16 protein-coding genes are annotated in these 22377 nt (G+C 68.0%); 10 read left to right on the forward strand and 6 right to left on the reverse strand.

Features of this window, described 5'->3' with window-relative positions; all coding sequences use genetic code 11:
• On the reverse strand, positions 1-1132 hold a 1132-nt coding region (locus VNO22_00180; GenBank protein ID HXG59764.1), incomplete at its 3' end, for a hypothetical protein.
• A gap of 85 nt (positions 1133-1217) precedes the next feature.
• Entirely contained in the window at positions 1218-3911 is a 2694-nt protein-coding gene (locus VNO22_00185; GenBank protein ID HXG59765.1) for a hypothetical protein, read from the reverse strand.
• A gap of 173 nt (positions 3912-4084) precedes the next feature.
• Here VNO22_00185 and VNO22_00190 point away from each other — a divergent pair, with 173 nt between their 5' ends.
• The 4 genes from VNO22_00190 to VNO22_00205 all read left to right on the forward strand — a co-directional run bounded on the left by VNO22_00190 (position 4085) and on the right by VNO22_00205 (position 9441).
• Positions 4085-4825 (forward strand): hypothetical protein, encoded by a 741-nt coding sequence (locus tag VNO22_00190; protein HXG59766.1) that lies wholly within the window; start codon positions 4085-4087, stop codon positions 4823-4825.
• A gap of 9 nt (positions 4826-4834) precedes the next feature.
• Positions 4835-7081 carry a protein kinase gene (locus tag VNO22_00195; GenBank protein HXG59767.1) on the forward strand — a complete coding sequence of 749 codons (2247 nt, stop codon included), beginning with the start codon at positions 4835-4837 and terminating at the stop codon, positions 7079-7081.
• Positions 7082-7178: 97 nt separating this feature from the next.
• A complete protein-coding gene (locus tag VNO22_00200) occupies positions 7179-9002 on the forward strand; it encodes a CHASE domain-containing protein (protein HXG59768.1) in 1824 nt (607 codons plus the stop codon).
• Complete coding sequence (locus tag VNO22_00205) at positions 8992-9441, forward strand: response regulator (protein HXG59769.1); 450 nt, start codon at positions 8992-8994, stop codon at positions 9439-9441. The genes VNO22_00200 and VNO22_00205 overlap by 11 nt, the downstream gene beginning before the upstream one ends.
• An 11-nt stretch (positions 9442-9452) precedes the next feature.
• On the opposite strand, the gene VNO22_00210 is transcribed toward VNO22_00205, so the two are convergent.
• From VNO22_00210 to VNO22_00225, 4 genes are all read right to left on the reverse strand, one after another.
• Positions 9453-10607, reverse strand: coding sequence for an ATP-binding protein (locus tag VNO22_00210; GenBank protein HXG59770.1), 1155 nt, complete (start codon positions 10605-10607; stop codon positions 9453-9455).
• Between the two features lie 44 nt (positions 10608-10651).
• Entirely contained in the window at positions 10652-11581 is a 930-nt protein-coding gene (locus VNO22_00215) for a CheR family methyltransferase (GenBank protein HXG59771.1), read from the reverse strand.
• Complete coding sequence (locus VNO22_00220; protein ID HXG59772.1) at positions 11574-16805, reverse strand: HAMP domain-containing protein; 5232 nt, start codon at positions 16803-16805, stop codon at positions 11574-11576. Before VNO22_00220 ends, VNO22_00215 begins: the two co-directional genes overlap by 8 nt.
• A gap of 181 nt (positions 16806-16986) precedes the next feature.
• Complete coding sequence (locus VNO22_00225) at positions 16987-17352, reverse strand: hotdog domain-containing protein (protein ID HXG59773.1); 366 nt, start codon at positions 17350-17352, stop codon at positions 16987-16989.
• Positions 17353-17422: 70 nt separating this feature from the next.
• Here VNO22_00225 and VNO22_00230 point away from each other — a divergent pair, with 70 nt between their 5' ends.
• From VNO22_00230 to VNO22_00255, 6 genes are all read left to right on the forward strand, one after another.
• On the forward strand, positions 17423-19015 hold the full coding sequence (locus tag VNO22_00230; protein HXG59774.1) for an HD domain-containing phosphohydrolase: 1593 nt from the start codon (positions 17423-17425) through the stop codon (positions 19013-19015).
• Complete coding sequence (locus VNO22_00235; GenBank protein HXG59775.1) at positions 19012-19584, forward strand: aldo/keto reductase; 573 nt, start codon at positions 19012-19014, stop codon at positions 19582-19584. Before VNO22_00230 ends, VNO22_00235 begins: the two co-directional genes overlap by 4 nt.
• 31 nt (positions 19585-19615) lie before the next feature.
• Positions 19616-20209, forward strand: coding sequence for a hypothetical protein (locus VNO22_00240; protein ID HXG59776.1), 594 nt, complete (start codon positions 19616-19618; stop codon positions 20207-20209).
• Positions 20210-20230: 21 nt separating this feature from the next.
• Positions 20231-20704 (forward strand): tetratricopeptide repeat protein, encoded by a 474-nt coding sequence (locus tag VNO22_00245; GenBank protein HXG59777.1) that lies wholly within the window; start codon positions 20231-20233, stop codon positions 20702-20704.
• Positions 20705-20720: 16 nt separating this feature from the next.
• The gene (locus VNO22_00250; GenBank protein ID HXG59778.1) at positions 20721-21833 is read left to right on the forward strand and encodes a Xaa-Pro peptidase family protein; all 1113 of its coding nucleotides are present in this window, start codon (positions 20721-20723) and stop codon (positions 21831-21833) included.
• 58 nt (positions 21834-21891) lie between these two features.
• Positions 21892-22377, forward strand: a 486-nt coding sequence (locus tag VNO22_00255; protein ID HXG59779.1) for an NADH-quinone oxidoreductase subunit I, incomplete at its 3' end; no start/stop codon positions are given.

Genomic DNA, 22377 nt, shown 5'->3' on the forward strand with positions numbered 1-22377 from the left:
GGGCCTCCGCGAGCCGCTCCGGCGGCACGCCCTGGATGAGGACCGGCGCGTTCGTCAGCTCGACGATCTCCGTCTCGGACGCCGCTCCCGTGCGGGGATCCACCACGCGAACCTTCGCGCCGAACGAAAGCCGGGACGCCGTCCCGGGCGCGGCCCAGGCGGCCAAGACGGGGCCCTCCGCGCCCTCGAAGGCGAACGCGAAGTGCCGGCCGTCCTCCACCCACCACCCGGCGCGCTTTGGAGCGTGCCCCAGCGTCTTCACCAGCTGGGACATCGCCGTGAAGGAGGGGCGCCGCGGGCCCCGGCCGTCGCCTCCGGCGATCAGCCCGAAGGGGCCCGAATCGCCGTCGACGGCTTCGAACCAGTGGATTCGCTTCACCCCCTGGGCCAGGCCGAGGATAAAGGCTTTCACGAGCTGATCGGCCTGGCGTTCCGGGCTGTGTCGCGCGTCGACGATGGTGCCCACCTCGGTGATGACGATCGGCGCGTCCTTCTGCTTCGGGCTCTTGTCGGCGAGGAGCCTGCGGATGGTGGGCACGATGCTCATGTACTGCGCCTCCCAGCCGCGCTCGACCATGTCCAGCACCTCGTAGGGATGCACTGTCACATAGTCGAAGTGGCCGGCGGCGCCGGCGTCGAGCGCGCGGGCGAGAAAGTTGAGATTCACGCTCTGCGCCGCCAGTCCGATCTGCAGCGTGGGATCGACCTTCTTGGCGGTCCGGTAGGCGGAGACGACGATCTTTGCGTAATCTTCCGGCGACTTGCTTTCGCTGAAGTTGGGCGGCTCGTTCCAGACCTCCCAATGTTTCACCCGGCCCTGCGTGCGCGCCAGGAGGCTCATGATCCAGGTCTCCCATTCGGGAATATGCTTCACGGGGAACGAGAATTTCTCCCCCTTCGGGCTCCAGGCCAAGATGCCGCAGAGGCGGTAACCGTGCTTGTCCGCGACGGCCAGGACCCGCTCCGGCTGTTCCTGGTTGAAGCCCCGGATCCATCGGAGGCCCGTCTCCGCGATCACGGGAGACCAGGAGGCGATGCCCCAGGAGGACGAATGCGAGGGCGCGACTCCCCAGGGACTCTCGTCGAGGTCGGCGTTCTGCGCCAGGACGGCCGCGAGCAGGAGGCGGATCATGTTCCTCCATACATAGCGCGGGACGGCTCCGGCGCGTCGGACGACGAAAAGAAACAGGCGTCGACGGTGCAGAGAGGATCCTGGGTCATTCCAGGATGACGTAGAGCGCGTCCTCGGGAAGCTTCACCGCGAACGTCCCCGATTTCGACTCGGCCCGGAGCGTTCCCGACGGCATTCCGTTCGGGTCGAGCACCGTCGCCCGGCGGATCCGGGGGTTGGCGACCTCAAGCTCGGCGCTCAAGAGCTCCACGTTCCACGGCGCCGAACCGATGTCGTCGATCCTCTTTCCGGTATGCGTGCGTCCTTCGGCGTCCCGGAACGTCGCCGGACTCTCCTTCCACCCGTAGGGACGGCAGCGCGTCGTCGTTTGAACCAGGATCCGCGAAGAAGACGCCAAGTCCCGATCATCCAGCGACACCGCCAGCACCGTCGCGTACTCGTTCGAACAACGCAACGTCACGGCCCCCAGACGAAGCGGCCCCGCCGGCGCGAGGAACCCCGTCGCGCCGGCCGCTTTCGGCGCCGCCAGGGTGCAGATCCCCCGGCGATAGTCCCAGACGAGCTCCCCCGTGACGCTCGTGACGGTACCGGCCTGTTCGTCGATGAGCCGCGAGAGATCCGCCACGCGGGTTCCCGCCGGGTCGCCGCCGTAGATCACCTCCACCGGTCCCGCGAGGAAGGCCAGCGGCGTGATTCCCCCCTCGATGTCGGATCGCCGGCCGGCCGATCCCGCGTCCCGGTTCGGATCGAACGCCGCGTCCTCCGAAATCCGCGGCGCCCGGCGCCGCCAGAGATCCTCGAGCGGCCGTACCTCCCGCACGACGGGCTCGCCCTTGCGCACGTAGCCCTTGCGGAAGCACAGTGAGGCGGCCGGAAATCCCCCCAGGATCGCCGGATTGGCCACCTGCCACTTGTTGATCGTGGGGTCGTAGCCGACGTTGCCCATCGCGAACCAGAAGTACGCGTCCACCCCCGTCAGCGCGCTGTAGGCCGCCACGAGGAACGGCCCTTCCGACTGATGCCCGAGCGGCGACACCCAGGTGGACTCGGAAATCACCAGCGGATATCCGGCCACCTGCTTGTGGTTGAGCGCGAACTCCCGGGGCGTTCGCAGAACGGAGGGGTCCGTGAAGAAGTCTCCCGGCGAGACGAGATAGCCGACCTTGTGGCCCTCGGTGGGGTTGACGTGAATCCCGGTGTAGTACTTGTTCGACCCGATCACCGCGTTGGCCGTGTAGGACCAGCGCTCCGCATCCATCAGCCTCACCGGGTCGGCCGTTCTCCAGTTCCCCGCGTTGATGAGCACGTCGCACCCCAGCTCCTTGCGGAAGAAGTCCTCGATCGAGCGGTTGAACTCGTACATCGTCTCGGCCCAGAACTGAAGCTGGTCGGAAAGCCGCGCGGCCTGCGCCCCCTGCCGCTCTTGCGTCATCTCCCAGATGTGATAGAAGCCGGCGACGCCCCGGTCGAAGTCGTCCCCGGGCGCGGCCGCCCCCGGCCACGCCTGGCGCGCCCGCTCCAGCGACCCGTACTTGCGCGCCAGCCACCGCCCGAAGCGTTCCCCGAACCGCCGCGCCTCTTCGCCCTTGATCTGCGCCACGGTCCAGAAGAGCAGACTGTCTTCGTTCTGCGTCTGGAAGAAGGCCACCGCCGGATCCTTGGCGAGCGGAACGCCCGTATACGGATTGAGCCGCGTGAAGAGCGCCCGCACCCAGGATTTGTATCCGTTCTGGAGCGTCTCATCCCAGAAGAGCATCCCCGGCAGCGGCCCCGACGGATGGCCCGGAAGATTCCAGCTCGGCTGCGCGTGCACCGCCACGGCCCAATAGGGCACGATCATGACGTAAATCCCTTCCTCGCGCATCGCCGCGACGATCTTGTGGCACCGGTCGATCTCCGATTCGTCCACGTCGGTGATCCTCGAGTTGGGCGCCTTCGGGTGCAACGCGGCGGCGACACGCACGAGGTTGACCCCCCGCTTGGCGAGAAACCGAGCCTGCCGGCGATAGTCCTCCAGAGAAGCCGCCCCCGGGAGACCTATATTGACCGCCCAGAAACGGACCGGCCGGCCGTTTCCGAGGACGAAATCTCCCTCCGGCGTCCGCCGCACCCAGCTGGATTCGCCCGCCCGCTTCTCGTTCAGACTCCGAAGGTCGAGCGCCGCGCGGGCCTCGAAGAGATCGGCTTCCGGCTCGAACGCCCAGCGGCCCGGATCGGTCAGCCCCAGCTTCTGGCCGGGTTTGAGCGCCCCGTTCGGGTAAAACGGACGGGTCGTCAGCACGAAGCAATCCACCGCTCCGTGATGGTGGTTGCCCGAGTGCATCCGGAAGGAAATCGTGTGGCGCCCTTTCTCGAGCCGGATCCGGCCCGCGGGAATCCAGGCCACAAAACGCATGTCCGGCTGGCCGTTGTCGGCGATGTTGACCGAATCGCGCGCCTCGCCCATGGGGACCGCCTTCCACTCCCCTCCGTCGATCCGGTAGGAAAGCGCCGCCCCGGCGACGGGATTGGCCCTCACCCAGAAGGCGTACTCTCCCGCCGAGGCGATCTCGAAGTCGTACTCGGCCGTCCCTTCCGACGGCCCGAAGTTCGAGAGCCAGTCGCCTCCGGAAAGATGCGCCTTCTTGACCGAGTCGTACCAGCCGTGGCGCTGCACGGATTTCGTCCGCGCCGATTCCCCTTCGATCCAAACGAATCCCTCGTCGGCCCCCCGCGCCGTCGCGGGAAAAAGCGCGGCCAGCGCCGCCCCGTACGCCACCACCGCTCGAATCTTCTTCATCGCCGTTCCTCGAACGAAGTCCCCTCTCCTATTCCGTGTCCGCCGCCCATCGTCTGGCGCGATCGCCGATTTTTCGGTCGTCCCCGTGGAAACCGTATATTAGAGATAGGCAGCACGCCGCGGCGATCCCCCTGTTTCGCGGAGGCAACGCGGCGCGCGATCGGAACGACGCCATGGCCGCGAACCTCGAGGACACCACGCTGGGAGGGACGCGCCGGGATTTTCCCGAGACCCAGGGGGATTTCCTGGCCCGCGTCCGGGACGCCTCGGACGACGTCCGCCGGGCCGGCCTCGAGGAGCTGGCGCGCCGCTACTGGAAGCCGATCTACTACTACTTCCGCCTGGGATGGGCCAAGACCAACGAGGACGCCAAAGACCTCACGCAGGCCTTCCTGGCCTGGCTTGTGGAGGACGACGCGCTGCGCCGCTATGAAGCGGAACGGGCTTCGTTCCGGACCTACCTCAAGACGCTTCTGAAGCGGTTCGCGCAGCACGAGGAGGAAGCCCGGGGACGGCTCAAGCGCGGGGGCGGCGTGCGCCTGGTCTCGCTCGACGACGAAGCCCTCGATCGGACACCCCCGGTCGACCCGGGAGACGATCCGGAGAGGCGTTTCGACCGCGAGTGGCTGCGGACGCTGACCGAGCGGGCCGTGGGCGCGGTGCGCCGGCAGTTCGAAGCGAACGGACGCGCCCTCGCGTTTCGGGCGTTCGAGGAATACGATCTCGTCAACCCCGCCCGGCGGCCGACGTACGCCGAGGTGGCGGCGCGCCTGGGCGTGAAGGAAAGCGACGTTCGAAATCACCTCTTCGCCGTGCGCGAGGAAGTCCGGGCCGCGCTCCGCCGGGAGCTGGCGGAGCTGACGCGCGACGCCGCCGAGCTCGAAGAGGAATGGAAGGCGCTCCTGGGCTCCTGAGCCGCGACCATGGCCGACGACGACTGGATCCAGGGGCTGCGCCGCGGCCTGCGCGAGCACGAGCGGGATCGCGCCGCCCCGGCCCGCCTCGGACGGTACGAGATCCTCGAACGCCTGGGGGAAGGGGCCACGGCCGTCGTCTATCGCGGGTGGGACCCCGAGCTGCGCCGGCCCGTGGCGCTCAAGGTGCTCCACGCCTCGGCCCAGGCGGCCCCTGTGGCGCGTGAACGCTTCCGGCGGGAAGCGGAAGCGATGGCCGGCCTGGCGCACCCCAACGTCGTCTCCGTCTACGACGCGGGCGAAGAGAACGGGCGACTCTACCTCGTCCTCGAGCTCGTCGAAGGCCGCCCCTTGAGCGACATGATGACGCCGGCGGCGCTGCCGCTCTTCGAGGAGATCGCCCGCGGCGTGGGTGCCGCGCACGCCCGCGGAATCGTCCATCGCGACCTCAAGCCCTCCAACGTGCTCGTAACGCCCCAGGGCCGCCCCAAGGTGGCGGACTTCGGGCTGGCCCACATGGCCGCTTCGCCGGTCGAGCTGACGCGCACCGGGGCGGTGCTGGGGACTCCGCTGTACATGGCTCCCGAGCAGATCGAAGGGCGGGGCCGGGACATCTCGCCGGCCACGGACGTCTACGCGCTGGGGGCGATGCTCTACGAGGCCGCGACCGGACGGCCTCCGCACACCGGGGAGACGCCGCTGGAGGTGTACGCCCGCGCCGTACGCGACGACCCCGTTCCGCCGCGTCGCCTGAATCCCGCGTTGCCCGCCGGCCTGGAGGCCGTGCTCCTGAAAGCGCTCGAGAAGGATCCGCGCCGAAGGTATCCGGACGCCGCGGCCCTGGCGGAGGATCTTCGGCGGCTCCGGGAGGGAGCCCCGGTGGAGGCGCGAGCGGTCGGCTTCTGGGGCCGGCTGGCCCGGAAGGCCGCCCGCCGCCGGGCGGCGCTTTTGGGCGCGTCCGGCGCCGCCCTCGCGCTGGCCGCGGCCGCGCTCTGGGGCGCGGGGGCGGCGGATCGCCTGGCCGAGAGGGCGCAGGCGGAGGAACGCGAGCTCCTCCTGCGCCTTCCGGAAATCCGGGATCCGCGCGGGAACGTCGTCGTGCGCGCGGGAGCCGCGGCGCAGCCGGCGGGCCCGGCGCGGCGGCTTCTGCCCGGCGAGGCGCTCGAGACCGCGGCCGAATCGACCGCCACGCTCGTCTATCCGGACCAGGCGCGGATCGATCTGGCCGCCCATACGGCGGTGCGGCAGGAAGTCCGCTCGACCGGCGCGGACGGGCGGACGCTCGTCCTCGAACGGGGCCTCCTTCTCGTCAAGAGCGCGCCGGGGATTCCCGGGGCCCCGCTCCGTCTGAAGACGGCATGGGGGACCTTCGAGCTGGCCGGGGGCGTCTGGGTCGCCGAAGCGTCTTCCGGCGGGGCGACGCTCGACGTGCGGGCCGGTTCCGCGGTCGTGCGTCCGGCCGGAGGGGCGGCCGCGTTCGAGGCGGCGATGGGGGAGCGCGCGACGATCGGGCCGGACCGATCGGCCTCGGTCGAGCCGCTGGGGGAGGGGCCGGCGGCGGAGTTCCGTCGAAGGAAGGGGGCGGATCGGTCGCTCGTGGGGCACTGGAAGCTCGACGAAGGGCGCGGATCGGTCCTGGCGGACGCTTCCGGGCGGGGTCGCGCGGCGCGTCTGCGGGGCGGGGCGAGCTGGGCCTCGGATCGCGGCCGGCCGGCCGTCCGGGTGGACGGACGGGACGGGGCGATCGAGTTTCCGGGGGGCGCCGATTTCGACCGCCTCCAGGACGAAAGTTACACGCTGGTGGTCTGGTATTTCCCGGAGGCGGCCCCCTGGGAGCCGGGCATCGAGTTTCGCGGAGCCCATCCGATTCTGATGAAGCCCGGCTGGCGGGAAGGGATTCTGTACACGGGCAATCGAACGTTCCTGATGCTGCACTGGACGAAACCGGCCCGCTGGCTGGGCGCGTTCACGTCCGGCGAGGCCTATCACCCGGGACGCGGATACCATCTGGCGGGAGTGGTCGATCGGGCCACCCGGCGGACCGAGATCTACGTGGACGGCCGGCTGGGCGGCGCGGTGGACTGGCCGGAGGACGCCCCTTCGGAGGAGTTCGGCGACCTGCGCTGGCAGGCAGGCCATCTGGATCCGCCGGTGGCGACTCTTCAGCCCGCCCGCGGGTTCTTTGGCTCGGTGCGGATGTACGCGCGCGCGTTGAGTCCCGCGGAGGTCGAGATCCTCTACGAGGCGGAGCGGTAGGCGCTCCGGGAATCGCTCGGAAGCGGCGGGAGCAACTCCCCTTTATGAGGACGGATCCGTTCGACTATAATCGGAGCCGTTCGGCCAGGACGTTCCGATGCCTTCCCCCTCTCGAATCGCGCCCTGGAAGCCGTTCCTTGTCCTGGGGGTATCCCTGTCCCTCACCGTCGTGGCGGTCTACTCCTCGCTGGCGATGGCGGAGGCGAAGGACCGTGCCCGTTTCGAGAACCGGCTTCAAAGGACTCAGGATCTCATCGCCAGCCGGATGGAAACCTACATCACGATGTTGCGGGCGGCCTCGTTCCTTTTCGCCTCGGAGACGCCGGGACTCCGGTTCCGCCAAGGAGACCTCGAGGCGTTCGTGGATCGCCTGCAGCTCGCGCGGGACTATCCGGGGATCGCGTGCATCGGCTTCAGCCGCCGGCTGGCGCCGGAAGGGGACGCGGAACTGGCCGAGCAGATGCGCGCGTCGGGACGTCCGGGGTTCCGCGTGTGGCCCGAAGGGGAGCGTCCGGAACGCTTTCCCCTCACGCACGTCATGCCCGAATCGGAGGGCGCCGGGGACCTCGTGGGGTTCGATCTGATGGTCGATCCCGCGGTCCGCGCCGCCATGGAGCGCGCCCGGGACTCCGGCGCGGCGGTCGCGACCGACCGCGTGGAGTTGGGCCTCCGCGGAGAGCGGGAGTCGCAATTCGTCGTGTGCGTCCCCGTGTACCGTCGGGGGATCATTCCCGGGCGGATGCGGGAGCGTCACGAAGCGCTCGAGGGGTTCGTGCACGGGTTCTTCCGGTTGCGGGGGCTCCTGGAGGGCCTCTTCCGGGGCGGCGAGGCGCATCCCGGGATCGCCTTCGAGATTTTCTCGGGGACGGGGACGAATCCCGCGGCGCGGATCTATCGTTCGGACGAGGCGGCGGATCCGGGACCGGCGCATGATCCGAACTTCACGCAGACGGCGCCGCTGACGATCGCCGGCCAGCCCTGGACCGTGCGGTACTGGACGGTGCCGCCGTTCGGCGAAGGCTCGGCCCGCGGCCAGGCCTTCATGGCTCTGCTCCTGGGGCTGGCGGCCAGCGGCGGGCTCTTTTGGGCCGCCTGGTCCCAGCACCGGGCGACCGAGGAGCTCCGGCGGTCCGAGGAGACGCTGGAGAGCCGGGTCAAGGAACGGACCGCGGAGGTCGAGGCGGCCAACCGGGAGCTCGAGGCGTTCAGCTACTCGGTTTCGCACGACCTGCGGGGTCCCCTTCGCAGCCTCGACGGATTCACGCAGATGCTCCTGGATCAGTATTCCGACCGGCTCGACGACCGCGGGAAGGACTACCTGCGGAGGGTTCTGTCCGCCGCGGGCGAGATGGGGCTTCTGATCGACGGCTTTCTCAAGCTGGCGCGGGTGACGCGCCAGGAGATGCGGCGGGATGCGGTGGATCTGAGCGCGGCGGCGGAGGGGGTTGCGCGGGAGCTGCGCCGGAACGAGCCGCGGCGGGCGGCGGAGTTCCGGATCGAGCCGGGCGTCTGGGTCAAGGGGGACGCGCAGCTCCTGCGCGTGGCGCTGGAGAATCTGCTGGGGAACGCCTGGAAGTTCACGGCGCGGCGGGCGACGGCCCGCATCGAGTTCGGCGCCGAGCGTCGCGGCGCCCGGGTGGCGTGTTTTGTCCGGGACAACGGCGCGGGTTTCGACATGTCCCTGGCCGGCCGCCTCTTCCGTCCGTTCGAACGCCTGCATCCGGCGGAGGAGTACCCCGGCATGGGCATCGGCCTGGCCACGGTCCGGCGGATCGTGGAGCGCCACGGGGGAGAGATCTGGGCGGAGAGCCGTCCGGACGCCGGCGCGACGTTCCACTTCACCCTGGAGGCGGCGGAGCCCGCGCCTCCCGGCAAGGGTTCGCTTTCTTCTTCAACCCAGGAGGCCGGCCGTGGCCGCTGAGGGCAACTCCGGAATCATCCTGCTTGTCGAGGACCGGCCCGACGAAGTCGAGCTGATGAAACAGGCCCTGCACCAGGCGGGCATCACGAATCCGCTTCGAATCTTTTCCGACGGGACCGAGGCGATCTCCTACCTTGAGGGGCGCGATCGGTACGCGGATCGGGACGCGTGGCCTCTGCCTCGACTGGTCCTTCTGGATCTCAAGATCCGGGGCCGGTCCGGGCTGGAGGTGGTGACCTGGGTCAAGAGCCGGCCGCGGCTCCAGCGGATCCCGGTGGTCGTTGTCACCTCGTCGCGGGAGACTTCGGACATGGAGAAGGCCTACGCGGCGGGCGCGAATTCCTACCTGGTCAAGCCCACCTCTTTCCGCGAGTTCGTGGAGACGATGAAGATCACCGCGACCTACTGGATCAACGTCAACGCGAGTCTCGAACCCTGACCGCTTCGGGCCTATCGCTGCGGGCGAGGGTCGGTTTTCGGAGCGGAGGCGGCCGGAAGCTCGATCCAGAACCGGCTTCCCTGTCCCGGGGACGACTCCAGCCCGACCTTGCCGCCCATCCGTTCCATGGCCCGGCGGACGATCGCCAGCCCGATCCCCGTTCCCGGATAGCCGGAACTCGGGTTGAGCCTTTCAAACACGCGGAAGATCCGGTCGTGGTATTCGGGCGCGATGCCGATTCCGTTGTCCTCCACCCAGATCCTGACCCGCTCGCCGTGGCGTTCCGAACGGATTCGGACGACCGGCCGGACGCCGGGGGGCACGAACTTGACCGCGTTGGAGATGAGGTTGTAGAAGACCTGGGTCAGGAGCACGCGGTTGGCCCGCAGGGGCGCGAACGGTCCTTGGATGGCGATGTCGGCCTGTCCGACTTCGACCCGGGCAATGGATTCGGAAAGGACCTCGGCGGGATCCACCTCGGTCAGCTCGATCCGGTCCCGTCCCAGCCGGCTGAACGTCAGAAGGTCCTGGATGAGGGCGTCCATCTGGCGGGCGCCGTCGGCGATCCGGTTGAGGCAGTCCCGTCCCATGCCGCCTTCGAGCTTGTCCGCGTACTCCTCCAGGAGGATCTCGCTGAAGCCGGTGATGGCCCGCAGGGGTCCCCGGAGGTCGTGGGAAACCGAATAGCTGAACGCCTCGAGCTCCCGGTTGGCCGCGCGCAGCTCCTCCTCGGCGCGCCGGCGCTCCTGCACCTCCCGTTCCAGGGATCGCGTCTTCAGGAACAGCTCGACGAAGACGCGCACCTTCGAGCGCAGGATCTCGGGGTGGACCGGCTTGACGATGTAATCGACCGCGCCGATCGAATATCCCCGCGTGATCCGCTCCAGCGGATCGTCGAACGCCGTGACGAAGATGATGGGGATGTGGCGGGAGCGCGGCCGGGCACGGATGAGGGCCGCGGTTTCGAGCCCGTCCATCCCGGGCATGCGGACGTCCAGCAGGATGACGGCGAAGTCCTGGTGGTAGAGCCGGCGCAGCGCCTCTTCTCCGGACCGCGCCTTGACGATGTTTTGCCCGAGGTCCTGGAGGATCGCCTCGAACGCCTCGAGGTTCTCCTCGTGGTCGTCCACGATCAGGATGCTCGCCTTGTCGCCTTCCGGCGTCATGCGTCCGTTCCGCTCCATGAAGCGCGCCGGGCCTCCGGAAGCCTCTATTCTCGGATTTTCTGATACAGGCCTGCGGCCCGGTCCAGCTCCCGGTACGCTTCCCGGAACGGAGATTCCTCCAGGGCGCCCCGGGGACCCAGGGCGAGAAACCCCAGAGGGATCAGGCTCTCGTGGAGGAGCCGGCACGTCTTCCCGCGCAGCTCCCGGTCGAACGGGCGCAGGAGCCCGCGGGCGAGAATGGCGTGGAAGTGCTGGAACGGTCCGTCCGTCACGGGATTGTAGGAGGCGAAGGTGATCCTTCTTCGGAGGGCGGGCGCCAGGGCGGCGGCGCCGTCCGCCGTCTCGAAGAAGTCCGCCAGGCGCCGCCGGCCGCCGCTGCGGCGGTACTCGCGGGCGGCCTTCCGGACGCTTTCGGGGTCCAGGGTGCACGTCCGGATGCCCTCGACGAGCGTCTCGTGCATCCGTGTCGCGTAGATGCGCACGTTCCGGGGCAGGTCTTCGTCCGCGAGGATCGCCAGCGAGCACAATTCCTCCGGGCGGGCCTCGAGGGCCCAGAGTCGGACCGTGGGATACGTCCGCAGATAAGGCACCGCGTGGGTCCGCAGGGACCGCCAGAACGAGGAGGGCGAGAAGAGGGGAGGGCCGCCGCCGGAAAGCTGCGCGAGGAAGCGCTCCAGGACCGCCGGGTCGCGCAGGAGGCGTTCGGAGAGGCGGGAGATCGAGTCGACTCCTTCCTCGCGCGCTCTTTGCTCGATATGCGGCCGCAGAAAGGAGGGATCGTAGCTTCGAAAATCGTATCCGTATCTCCGGAAGAGGCCCAGGAGCAGGAGTTCGACCTCGATGGACTCGGGGCCGGCGGCGGAGGCCGGCTTCGGGCGCGGGGCGAAGGGACGGTCGAACGCCGCGGCGCCGCGGCCGGCGGGAATTTTCGGGAGCGCGTTCTTCGGGCGGCGGGGCAGGGCCATCTTAAGCATCCCGGGAGAGCCAGACTCTCAAAAGGGACAGGAGCCGCTCCGTGTCCACGGGCTTCGGAATGTAGTCGGAGGCTCCGGCCTCGATGCACCGCTCCCGGTCGCCCTTCATCGCCTTGGCCGTCAGGGCGATGATGGGCAGGCGCTCGAAGCGCGGGTCCTTCCGGATCTCCCTCATGGCCTGGTATCCGTCCATTTCCGGCATCATGATGTCCATGAGGACGATGTCGATCTCGGGATTCGTCCGCAGCTCCTCGATGGCCTTGCGGCCGTCCTGGGCGTAGAGCGTGTTCATGCGGCTCTGCTCCAGCACGCTGGCCAGGGCATAGATGTTGCGCATGTCGTCGTCCACGATGAGGACCGTCCTGCCGGCCAGCGACGGATCCTGGAGGATGACCGATTCGACCGCCCGGCGGTGGGCCTGTCCCAGCTCGGACGCCGACCGGTGGAGGAAAAGCGAGGCTTCCTGGATGAGGCGCTCGGGGGATCGGGCGTCCTTGAGGACGATGGCGCTGGCGGCCCGCTCGAGGTTCTTTTCCTCCTCCGGGCCCAGGTCCTTGCCCGTGTGGACGATGATGGGGAGATTGGAAAGGCCGGGCTCCTTCTTGATCCGCTCGATGAGATCGAAGCCGCTCATGCCCGGAAGGCGCAGATCGACGATCGCGCAGTCGAAGGGCTGGGACCGGAGGGCGGCGAGCGCCTCCTCCGCGGTGGCCGCCACGGTCACCTCCACGTCGTCTCCGGCCAGGAGGCGCGCCAGGTGCTCGCGCTCGGCGGCGGCGTCCTCGACGATCAGGAGATTCTTGCGGCGCCGGTCGAGGAAGGCCTTGATCCTCAGGATGGATTGGGAGAGATCCTCCTTTTCCACGGGCTTGCGCAGGCAGCTGAAGGCGCCCATGCGCAGGGCCCGCTGGGGCTGGTCCCCGCCGGAGAGGACCTGCACCGGGATGTGGCGCAGATCCAGGTCGTGCTTGAGGAAGTCCAGGAGCGCCCAGCCGTCCATGTCGGGCAGCCGGAGGTCGAGCGAGATGGCCTGGGGGCGGAACTTCTTGGCCATGGCCAGGCCCGCCTCGCCGGTGAAGGCGATGAGCCCCTTGAAGCCGTGTTCCCGGCAGATGTCCAGGAGCAGGCTGGCGAAGGTGAGGTCGTCCTCCACGATGAGGAAGATCCGGTCGCCGGGCTGGAGGTTGGCCCGGTCGTCCTGAATGTCGTTGGGCAGAGGGGCGATGAGGGCTTCCTCCCGGAAGACGGGCGCGGCGGGGGGTTCCGCGGCCGGCTCGGCCGCCGGGGCGGCGGTCTCGCGGGCCGGCCGGGCCCGGCCGGGGACGTACTTGCGGGGCAGGTAGAGCGTGAAGGTGGAGCCCTTGCCGGGCTCGCTTTCAAGCTTGATTTCCCCGCCCAGAAGCTTGGCCAGCTCGCGCGAAATTGAAAGTCCCAGGCCCGTGCCGCCGTACTTGCGGCTGGTGGAGGTGTCGGCCTGCTGGAAGGGCTCGAAGATGATCTGGTGCTTGTCCGGCGGGATCCCGATGCCCGTGTCCTTGACCGCGAAGAAGACCACCATGTCCGCCTGATTGAGGGTCTCGGAGTCGCGGCTCCAGCCCCGCGTGGCCACCCCCATGCGGAGCTCGACCTTCCCCTCGTGGGTGAACTTGAAGGCGTTCGAGAGCAGGTTCCGGAGGATCTGCTGCACGCGCTTGGAGTCGGTCTCGAAGGAGGCGGGCAGCCCGGGATCGAGCGCGATGTCGAACTCCAGCTTGCGCTGGACGGCGATCGGGCGGAAGGACGCGTCCACGTCGTCGTGGAGGTCCTTGAACCGCACCTGGCTGACGTCCACGGACATGGTGCCGGACTCGATCTTGGAGAGATCCAGGATGTCGTTGATGAGGGACAGGAGGTCCGTGCCGGCCGTGTGGATCGTGCGGGCGTGGTCCACCTGCTTGGAGGTGAGGTTGCCTTCGGCGTTCTGGGCGAGCTGCTTGGAGAGGATGAGCAGCGAGTTCAGCGGCGTGCGCAGCTCGTGGGACATGTTGGCCAGGAAGTCCGACTTGTACTTCGAGGTCATCTGGAGCTGCTCGGCCTTTTCGTTGAGCTCGTTGTTCTTCTGCTGCAGCTCGTTGGCCAGCGCCTGGGAGCGCTTGAGGAGGTCCTCGGTGCGCATCGTCGCGGCGATCGTGTTGAGCACGATCCCGAAGAGCTCCGTGAGCTGGTCGAAGAAGGTCTGCTGGACGTCGTTGAAGGGCTTGAGGGACGCCAGGGAGATGACGGCCTTGACCTGCTTTTCGAAGAGCACCGGGAGGACGACGACGCTCGCGGGCTTGACCTCCGCGAGGACGGTGTCGATCCGCCAGCCCTCGGGGGGCAGGCCGTCCACGACGAGCTTCTTGCGGTCGCGCGCGGACTGGCCCACGAGCGTTTCCCCGAGCCGGAGGCGCGGGGGGATGTCCCGCGTGCCGCCGTAGGTCGTCACGAGCCGCAGGGGCTCGTCCGGGTCCTCCGTGTCGTCGAAGGTGTAGAAGACGCCGTGCTGGGCGCCGACGAGGCCGGCCAGCTCGGAGAGGATCTGCTGGGCCACGGTCTGAAGGTCCCGCTGGCCCTGGAGCATCCGGCTGAACCTCGCCAGGTTCGTCTTGAGCCAGTCCTGCTCCGCGTTCTTCTGCGTCGTGTCGCGGAGGTTCCGGATCATCTCGTTGATGTGGTCTTTGAGGACCTCCACCTCGCCCCGGGCGTCGATCGTGATCGACCGCGTGAGGTCGCCCTTGGTGACCGCGGTGGCTACGTCCTTGATCGCGCGCACCTGGTTGGTGAGGTTGTTGGCCAGCTCGTTGACGTTGTCGGTGAGGTCCTTCCAGATGCCCGCCACGTCCTTGACGACGGCCTGTCCGCCGAGCTTGCCTTCGGTGCCCACCTCGCGGGCCACGCGGGTCACCTCGCCCGCGAAGGCGTTGAGCTGGTCCACCATCGTGTTGATGGTGTTCTTGAGCTGAAGGAGCTCGCCTTTCACCTCGACGGTAATCTTGCGGGAAAGGTCGCCCTTGGCGACGGCGGTGGTCACCGCGGCGATGTTGCGGACCTGCGCCGTGAGGTTGGAGGCCATCGAGTTGACGTTGTCGGTGAGGTCCTTCCAGACGCCGGCCACGCCCTTGACCTGCGCCTGTCCGCCGAGCTTGCCTTCGGTGCCGACCTCGCGCGCCACGCGCGTGACCTCCTCGGCGAAGGCGTTGAGCTGGTCCACCATCGTGTTGACCGTGCTCTTGAGCTGGAGGATCTCGCCGCGCGCCTCGACGGTGATCTTGCGCGAGAGGTCGCCCCGGGCGACGGCGGTCGTGACCTCGGCGATGTTGCGGACCTGGTTGGTGAGGTTGGAGGCCATGAAGTTCACGTTGTCGGTGAGGTCCTTCCAGGCGCCGGCGACGTCCGGCACCACCGCCTGGCCGCCCAGCCGGCCCTCGGTGCCCACCTCGCGGGCCACGCGGGCCACCTCCGAGGCGAACGAGTTGAGCTGGTCCACCATCGTGTTGACGGTGTTCTTGAGCTGGAGGATCTCGCCTTTCACCTCGACGGTGATCTTGCGGGAAAGGTCGCCCTTGGCGACGGCGGTCGTGACCTCGGCGATGTTGCGGACCTGGTTGGTGAGGTTGGAGGCCATCGAGTTGACGTTATCGGTGAGGTCCTTCCAGGCGCCGGCGACGCCTTTGACGACGGCCTGTCCGCCGAGCTTGCCTTCGGTGCCCACCTCGCGGGCCACGCGGGTCACCTCGCCCGCGAAGGAGTTGAGCTGGTCCACCATCGTGTTGATGGTGTTCTTGAGCTTGAGGATCTCTCCCTTGACGCGCACCGTGATCTTCTTGGAGAGGTCGCCCTTGGCGACGGCGGTCGTGACCTCGGCGATGTTGCGGACTTGGTTGGTGAGGTTGGAGGCCATCGAGTTGACGTTGTCGGTCAGGTCCTTCCAGACGCCGCCGACCCCCTTGACCTTCGCCTGTCCGCCGAGCTTGCCCGCGGTGCCCACCTCGCGCGCCACGCGTGTCACCTCGGAGGCGAAGGCCTTGAGCTGATCGACCATCGTGTTGATGGTGCTCTTGAGCTTGAGAATCTCGCCCTTGGCCTTGACGGTGATCTTGCGGGAGAGGTCGCCCTCGGCGACGGCGGTCGTGACCTCGGCGATGTTGCGGACCTGGTTGGTGAGGTTGGAGGCCATGAAGTTGACGCTGTCGGTCAGGTCCTTCCAGGCGCCGGCCACGCCCTTGACGACGGCCTGTCCGCCGAGCTTGCCCTCGGTGCCCACCTCGCGGGCCACGCGGGTCACCTCGCCCGCGAACGCCCGGAGCTGGTCGACCATCGTGTTGATGGTGTTCTTGAGCTTGAGGATCTCGCCTTTGACCTCGACGGTGATTTTCTTGGAGAGATCGCCCCGGGCCACGGCGGTCGTGACGTCGGCGATGTTGCGGACCTGATTGGTGAGGTTGGAGGCCATGGAGTTGACGTTGTCGGTCAGGTCCTTCCAGACGCCGGCCACGCCCTGGACTTCCGCCTGTCCGCCGAGCTTGCCTTCGGTGCCCACCTCGCGGGCCACGCGCGTCACCTCCGAGGCGAAGGCGCGGAGCTGGTCCACCATCGTGTTGATGGTCTTGGCCATCTGGAGGAAGGCTCCCTTCACGGGGCGCCCTTCGATCTCCATGGGCATGGTCTGGGAAAGGTTGCCCTGGGCCACCGCGCCGATGACGCGGGCCACCTCGATCGTGGGCTGCAGCAGGTCGCCGATCAGGGCGTTAAGCGCCTGAACCTTGACGGCCCAGCGTCCGCGCAGTCCCTCGATGGAGGCGCGCTCCGAGTGCTTGCCCTCCTTGCCGACGGCCCGGGAGACCCGCACGAATTCCCGGGTGATCCGGTCGTTGGCGTCGATGATGCGGTTGAGGGAGCGGGCCAGCTTCGGGTCGGGGCCGTCTTCGGGCGCCCGCACGGAAAAATCCCCCCGGGCGGCGGCCGCCGCGACTTCCTCAAGAGCGGCCTTCTCGCGCCGGAAGGCCTCCCGCTCCTTTCGCGCGGCCTCGACTTCATCGAACGCCTGCTCCAGGATGGTGTTCAAGACCTCGGCAAGTTCTTCCGGAACCCCGGAGTCTTTTCCGACGCGGAAGCGGGGCCGGCGGTGCCCGTCGCGCGCGTGCTTGAGCTGCTGGAGGACGCGCCGGGCCTCCACAAGGGTGGGGCTGGAGCCGTTCGTCGCCATACGGCGTCCCTCGATGTGAAAGAGCCCGCGGACATGCGCCCAAGGGGCGGGAGGGGCTCGGTCCCGGCCCCGAGAGGGAGAAAGGTCACCTCCAAACGGCGGAACGCGGCTGGACGTTCGGCTTTTTCGTCGATCGCAAGATCAAGGTCAAGGAATTTTTGCCTTTTACACGAAAAAAGGCTCATCCCCGCACCGGGATCGGTCGGCCGCGCTCGTCCACCGCCACGTAGACCACTTCCGCTTCCGTGACCACGGCCCGACGCGAGGGATCCTCCGACCGTTGGGCTTCCACCTGCACGCGGACGGTGACGGACGTCGTTCCGACCTTCACGGTTTCCGTGTAGAAGGAGACGATGTCCCCCACGTAAACCGGCTCGCGGAAGACCACCTCCCGCATGCACACGGTCACAAAGCGCTTGTTGGCGTGTTTGCGGGCTTCCACCACCCCGGCCAGGTCCAGGTGCGAAAGAATGACCCCACCGAAAACGGAACCCTGGGCGTTCGTGTCTTTGGGAAGAAGAATCACGCGGATGGCGGGGTCCCTCATCAGGAGGAGCCTAGCATATCGAATCTCTTGTTGTCGAGATTCAGCCGGGTTAGAATTGCTGAACTCACCGATGTCCGCGAGCACGACGTCCCGGATCCTCGAGGCGGTCGACGCCCGGTCGCGACACGTCGTCCAGCGCCTCCAGAAGCTTCTGGAGATCGGGACGCTCCTTTCGGCGGAGCGGGACCTGCTGCGCCTTCTGGGGCTCATCCTGCGGGAAAGCCGGCTTTTGACCTCGGCGGACGCGGGGGCGATCTTCGTGCGGGAGGACGAGATCCGCCTGGTGCCCGACGCGACCGGTCGCGACCGTACCCACACGGTGACCCCGTACCTCTCCCTCAAGGTGGCCCAGAACGATTCGATTCACTTTCCCTTCAAGGAAATGAAGCTTCCCTTTGACGGGAAGACGCTTTCCGGCCACGTGGCCTTGACGGGGGAGATCCTGAACCTTCCGGACGTCTACCGGATTCCGAAGGACGCTCCGTACAGCTACTCGACGGCGTTCGACGAGGCTTCGGGCTATCGCTGCCGGTCGATGCTCGTGGTTCCCATGAAGAACCGCGAGGGGGAGAGCATCGGGGCGCTTCAGCTCATCAACAAGAAGAAGGACCCGACGGCCCTCCTGAACACGCGGGAGGCGGTGGAGCGGTATGTCCTCCCCTTTGATCCGTTCGACGAGGAGTTCCTGCTGGCTCTGGCGTCGCAGGCTGCGGTGTGTGTGGAGAAGGCCAAGCTCTACGAGGACATCGAAAAGATGTTCGAAGGGCTCGTCAGCTCCTTCACGCTGGCTCTCGAGCGGCGCAACCGCACGACCTACGGCCATTGCATGCGCGTGGCCCGGTACGCCGTGGCCATCGCCGAGGCGGTCAACGACTCTCCCCCGGAGCTCTTCGGAGGCTACCGGTTCGGCCCCGCGGAGCTCAAGGAGCTTCGCTACGCCGCGCTTCTGCACGACATCGGGAAGATCGCCGTCCCCGAGGCGGTCCTCGACAAGGAGAACAAACTCCTCGACAGCGAGATCCGCGCCATCGAGTATCGCCTTCACTACGCGCGGCTCCAGGGCAAGCCGGCCGAGAAGATCGCCCGCTGGATCGAGGCGATCCGCCGCATCAACATCCCGCGCGGCTTCACGGAGGCCGACAAGAAGGTCCTCGACGAGATCCGCGCCGAGCGTTTCGTGGACGTGGACGGCCGGGAACGGCCGCTTCTGACGGACCACGAGTACGAGAACCTCGCCGTGGCCCGCGGGAACCTCACCCCGGCGGAGCGCCGCCAGATCGAGCACCACATCGTGGATACCTGGGAGATTCTCAAACGCATCCCGTGGCCCAAGGATTACCTGCGGGTGGCCAACATCGCCGCCTGTCACCACGAGAAGATCGACGGCTCGGGCTATCCCTGGAAGCTGCGCGGCGACGAGATCCCCCTGGGCGGGCAGATCCTGGCGATCGTGGACATTTTCGAGGCGCTGACCGCGAAGGATCGCCCCTACAAGCCGCCGATCCCCATCGACAAGGCGATCTCCATCGTGCAGCAGGAAGTGGACCGCGGGGCGCTCAACCCCAAGCTCTGGAAGCTTTTCCTGGACCGGAAGATCTACGCCCTCTTCAGCGACGAGACGGGCTTCATTCCGCGGCCCCAGGAGCCCGTTCTTTCCCCATGACGTCGCCGGGGCGCGTGGAGCGGCGTCCCCTGGGGCGGACGGGCCTCACGGTGAGCGCCCTGTGCGTATGTCCGGGGGAGGGGCCCGAGCGGGAAACGGTGGCGCGGCGCGCCCGCGTCGCGGGATGCGCCCTCTTCGGGGCGGACCGGACGCTCGAGGAAGGGGCGATGGTTCTGCCCGGCGCCCTGAACGGATCCTCGTACGGCATGGTCCGGTACAACCTGCTCGATCAGACGGAGGCCCATTCCGTCATTCCACGCCTGGCGCGGGAAGGGCGGGGAGTCCTGGCGGTGGGCGTCCTGGCGGGCGGAAGGCTGGCCGGACCGGCGCCGACGGCGGATCCGCGCGCCGGGGCGTTCGATTTCCTGGCGCGCCGGGGCCGGACCCGCGCCCAGGCGGCCCTTCAGTTCGTCCTGGCCAACGAATCCGTGAGCGCCGCGCTCGTGCGGGTTTCGACGGTCGCGCATTTGGAGGAGCTCCTGGGGGCGTTCGCGGCGCCGCCCCTTTCCGGGCGGGAACTGGAGCAGATCTTCGAGACGTGGGCCAACCGACATGACCCGGGTCCTTGAATTCCGCGGCGCGACCCGCTAAAACGCCCCCATGCACCGGATCTTCGCCGGGATGGCCGTCTGGGCGGTGGCCTTGCTTCTGGCCGAGTTCGCCCTGGGGATCCTCACCCGGCGCGTCCAGCCCGCCCTCGTGGGCTGGCACCTGGCTTTCGGAGTGTTCGTGGCGATCTACGTGTGCGTCCTCCACGTCATGGTGATGTTTCACTTCATCGGCAGCGGCAAGGAAATGAAGGAGCACGCCCGCATTCTCGGAGACAACGCCGAGATTCTGCGCCGCCTTCGGCGGCTCAAGATGCAGGTAATGCCCGCCGCCACGTTCGCGCCGGTCCTCATCATGGCCGGGGCGATCCTGGGCGGAGGGGCCCACACGAAGGCGCTCGGGGACTGGGCGTGGATCCACTGGGCGCTCGCCCTGGCGGGTCTTCTTCTCAACCTCTACGTCTTTCCCATCGAATACCGGTGCCTGAAAGCCAACCTCGAGCTTTTGCACGAGGTGGACGAGCGGATCCGTCGAGAAATTTCGCCGGCGCTCGAATCGCCGATCACGAAGGAGTCCCCCGCGACAAGTGCCTCCGTGCGGATGACTCAGGGGGAGCGGACCGCAGGCGAGTCGAACCCTGGGTGAGCCCTTCGACTCCGGCTCTCCATGAAAAACGAGCTCGCTGAGGAATACTTCCGGAAGGCCTACGCCTGCCAGATGGCGGGCCGGCTCGAGGAGGCGATCCGCTATTACCGCACATCGATCGAGCTGGAGCCCACGGCGGAGGCGCATACCTTTCTGGGCTGGACCTACAGTTTCCAGCACCGGTACGAGGAGGCCATCGAGGAGTGCCGCAAGGCCATCGAAGTCGATCCGGACTTCGGAAACCCCTACAACGACATCGGCGCTTATCTCATCGAGCTGGGCCGGTGGGACGAGGCGATTCCGTGGCTCGAGAAGGCGCTCCAGGCCCCGCGCTACGAGCCGCGTCATTATCCCCACTTCAATCTGGCGCGCATTTACGTGCACCGATATGAGTGCGACCGGGCGATCCGGCACCTGGAGGAGGCCCTGGCCCTGGAGCCGGGCTTTGCGCCGGCGCGGCGGGAACTGGCCCGGCTTCGCGCCCGCCTGAACTGAGTCGGGGGAGGGGACCATGAAGCAGGCCATCGTGATGTACGCCGCGAGCGAGACGGACGCCAACCTTTACTACGCGACCCGATTTCTCGTCGGCGACCCCGTGCCGTTCATCCAGGTGGGCGATCGCAAGATGCTCGTGCTTTCCGATCTCGAGCTGGGGCGGGGCCGGGACGAGGCGCGGGTGGACGAGGTCCTGTCCTACTCGGAGATCCTGCGCTCCCTCGGAAAGAAAGCCTCCCTGGCGCGGGTGATCGAAAGCGTTCTGCGGGACCACGGGGCGAGCCGGTGCGTGGTGCCGGCGAACTTCCCGCTCGAGCTGGCGGACCGGCTCCGGGCGCTGGGCCTGCGGGTCCAGGCGCGGCCACACCCCTTCTATCCGGAGCGGGTGCTCAAGACTCCGGAAGAGGTTCGGGCGATCGAGCGAGCCCAGCGGGCCACGGAGCGCGCCGTCGAAGCGGCGCTGGAGGTCCTCCGCCGGGCCCGGATCCGCGGACACAAGATCTACTCGGGCGGCGAGGTCGTCACGAGCGAATTCCTCAAGCGGGTGATCAACGTGAGGCTCATGGAGGAAAATTGCGTCGCCCGCAACACGATCGTGGCCGGCGGCGACCAGGGATGCGATCCCCACAACCGGGGACACGGGCCGATCCGGCCGGATCAGACGATCGTGATCGACGTCTTCCCGCGCTCCGGGGACACACTCTACTATGCGGACATGACCCGGACGGTCGTCAAGGGCGTCCCCTCCCCGGACGTGAGGCGACTGTACGCCGCCGTGCGTGAGGCGCAGGAGGTGGGGATCTCCGGAGTCCGGCACGGGGCCGACGGCCGGAAGCTGCACCAGGAGGTCAAGAGCGTCTTCGATCGCCTGGGATACCGGACCGAGCCGCGGGACGGAAAGATGGTGGGCTTCTTCCACGGCACGGGGCACGGGGTGGGGCTCGATATCCATGAGGCCCCGTCGATTTCCAACCGCGGTTCGCGGCTGGAGGCGGGGGCGGTGGTGACCGTGGAGCCCGGGCTCTACTATTTCGGGACCGGAGCGGTGCGGCTGGAAGACATGGTGCTGGTGACGCGGGACGGTGGCCGCAACCTCACCCGCTTTCCCAAGGAGCTGGAGATCAAGTAGCGGCGCGCCGGCCGGAATCCTTGCGGGCGGCGGCGCGCTGTGATATAAGAAAGTCGCGATGAGCGTTCTCCGCTGGGCCGGGGACATGGTCCGTGGCCTCTGGACCGTGGTGGTGGGCATGCGCATCACGATGCGCCACATGCTCCAGCCCCCGGTCACGATGCATTACCCCGACGAGAAGTGGCAGATGCCGGCCGCCTTCCGCGGGCTCCTCAAGGTCGACATGGACGCGTGCATCGTCTGCGACCTGTGCATGAAGGCCTGCCCGGTCGACTGCATCAAGATCGAGTGGAAACGCGAGCCCGGAAAAAGCGGAAAGATCGCGACCCGCTTCGAGATCGACTACCAGAAGTGCATGTACTGCGGCCTCTGCTCTGAGCCGTGTCCCACCAACGCGATCTGGCACACTCACGAGTACGAGAACGCCAGCTACTCCCGGGTTTCCCAGGTGATCGACTGGACGCACCCCGAGAACCGGGTCACGAACCCCAACGCCAAGCCCAAGACCGAAAAGCCGCCGGCCGCCAAACCCGCGCCCAAGCCC

The organism is Planctomycetota bacterium (genome assembly GCA_035574235.1).
Lineage (GTDB): Bacteria > Planctomycetota > MHYJ01 > MHYJ01 > JACPRB01 > DATLZA01.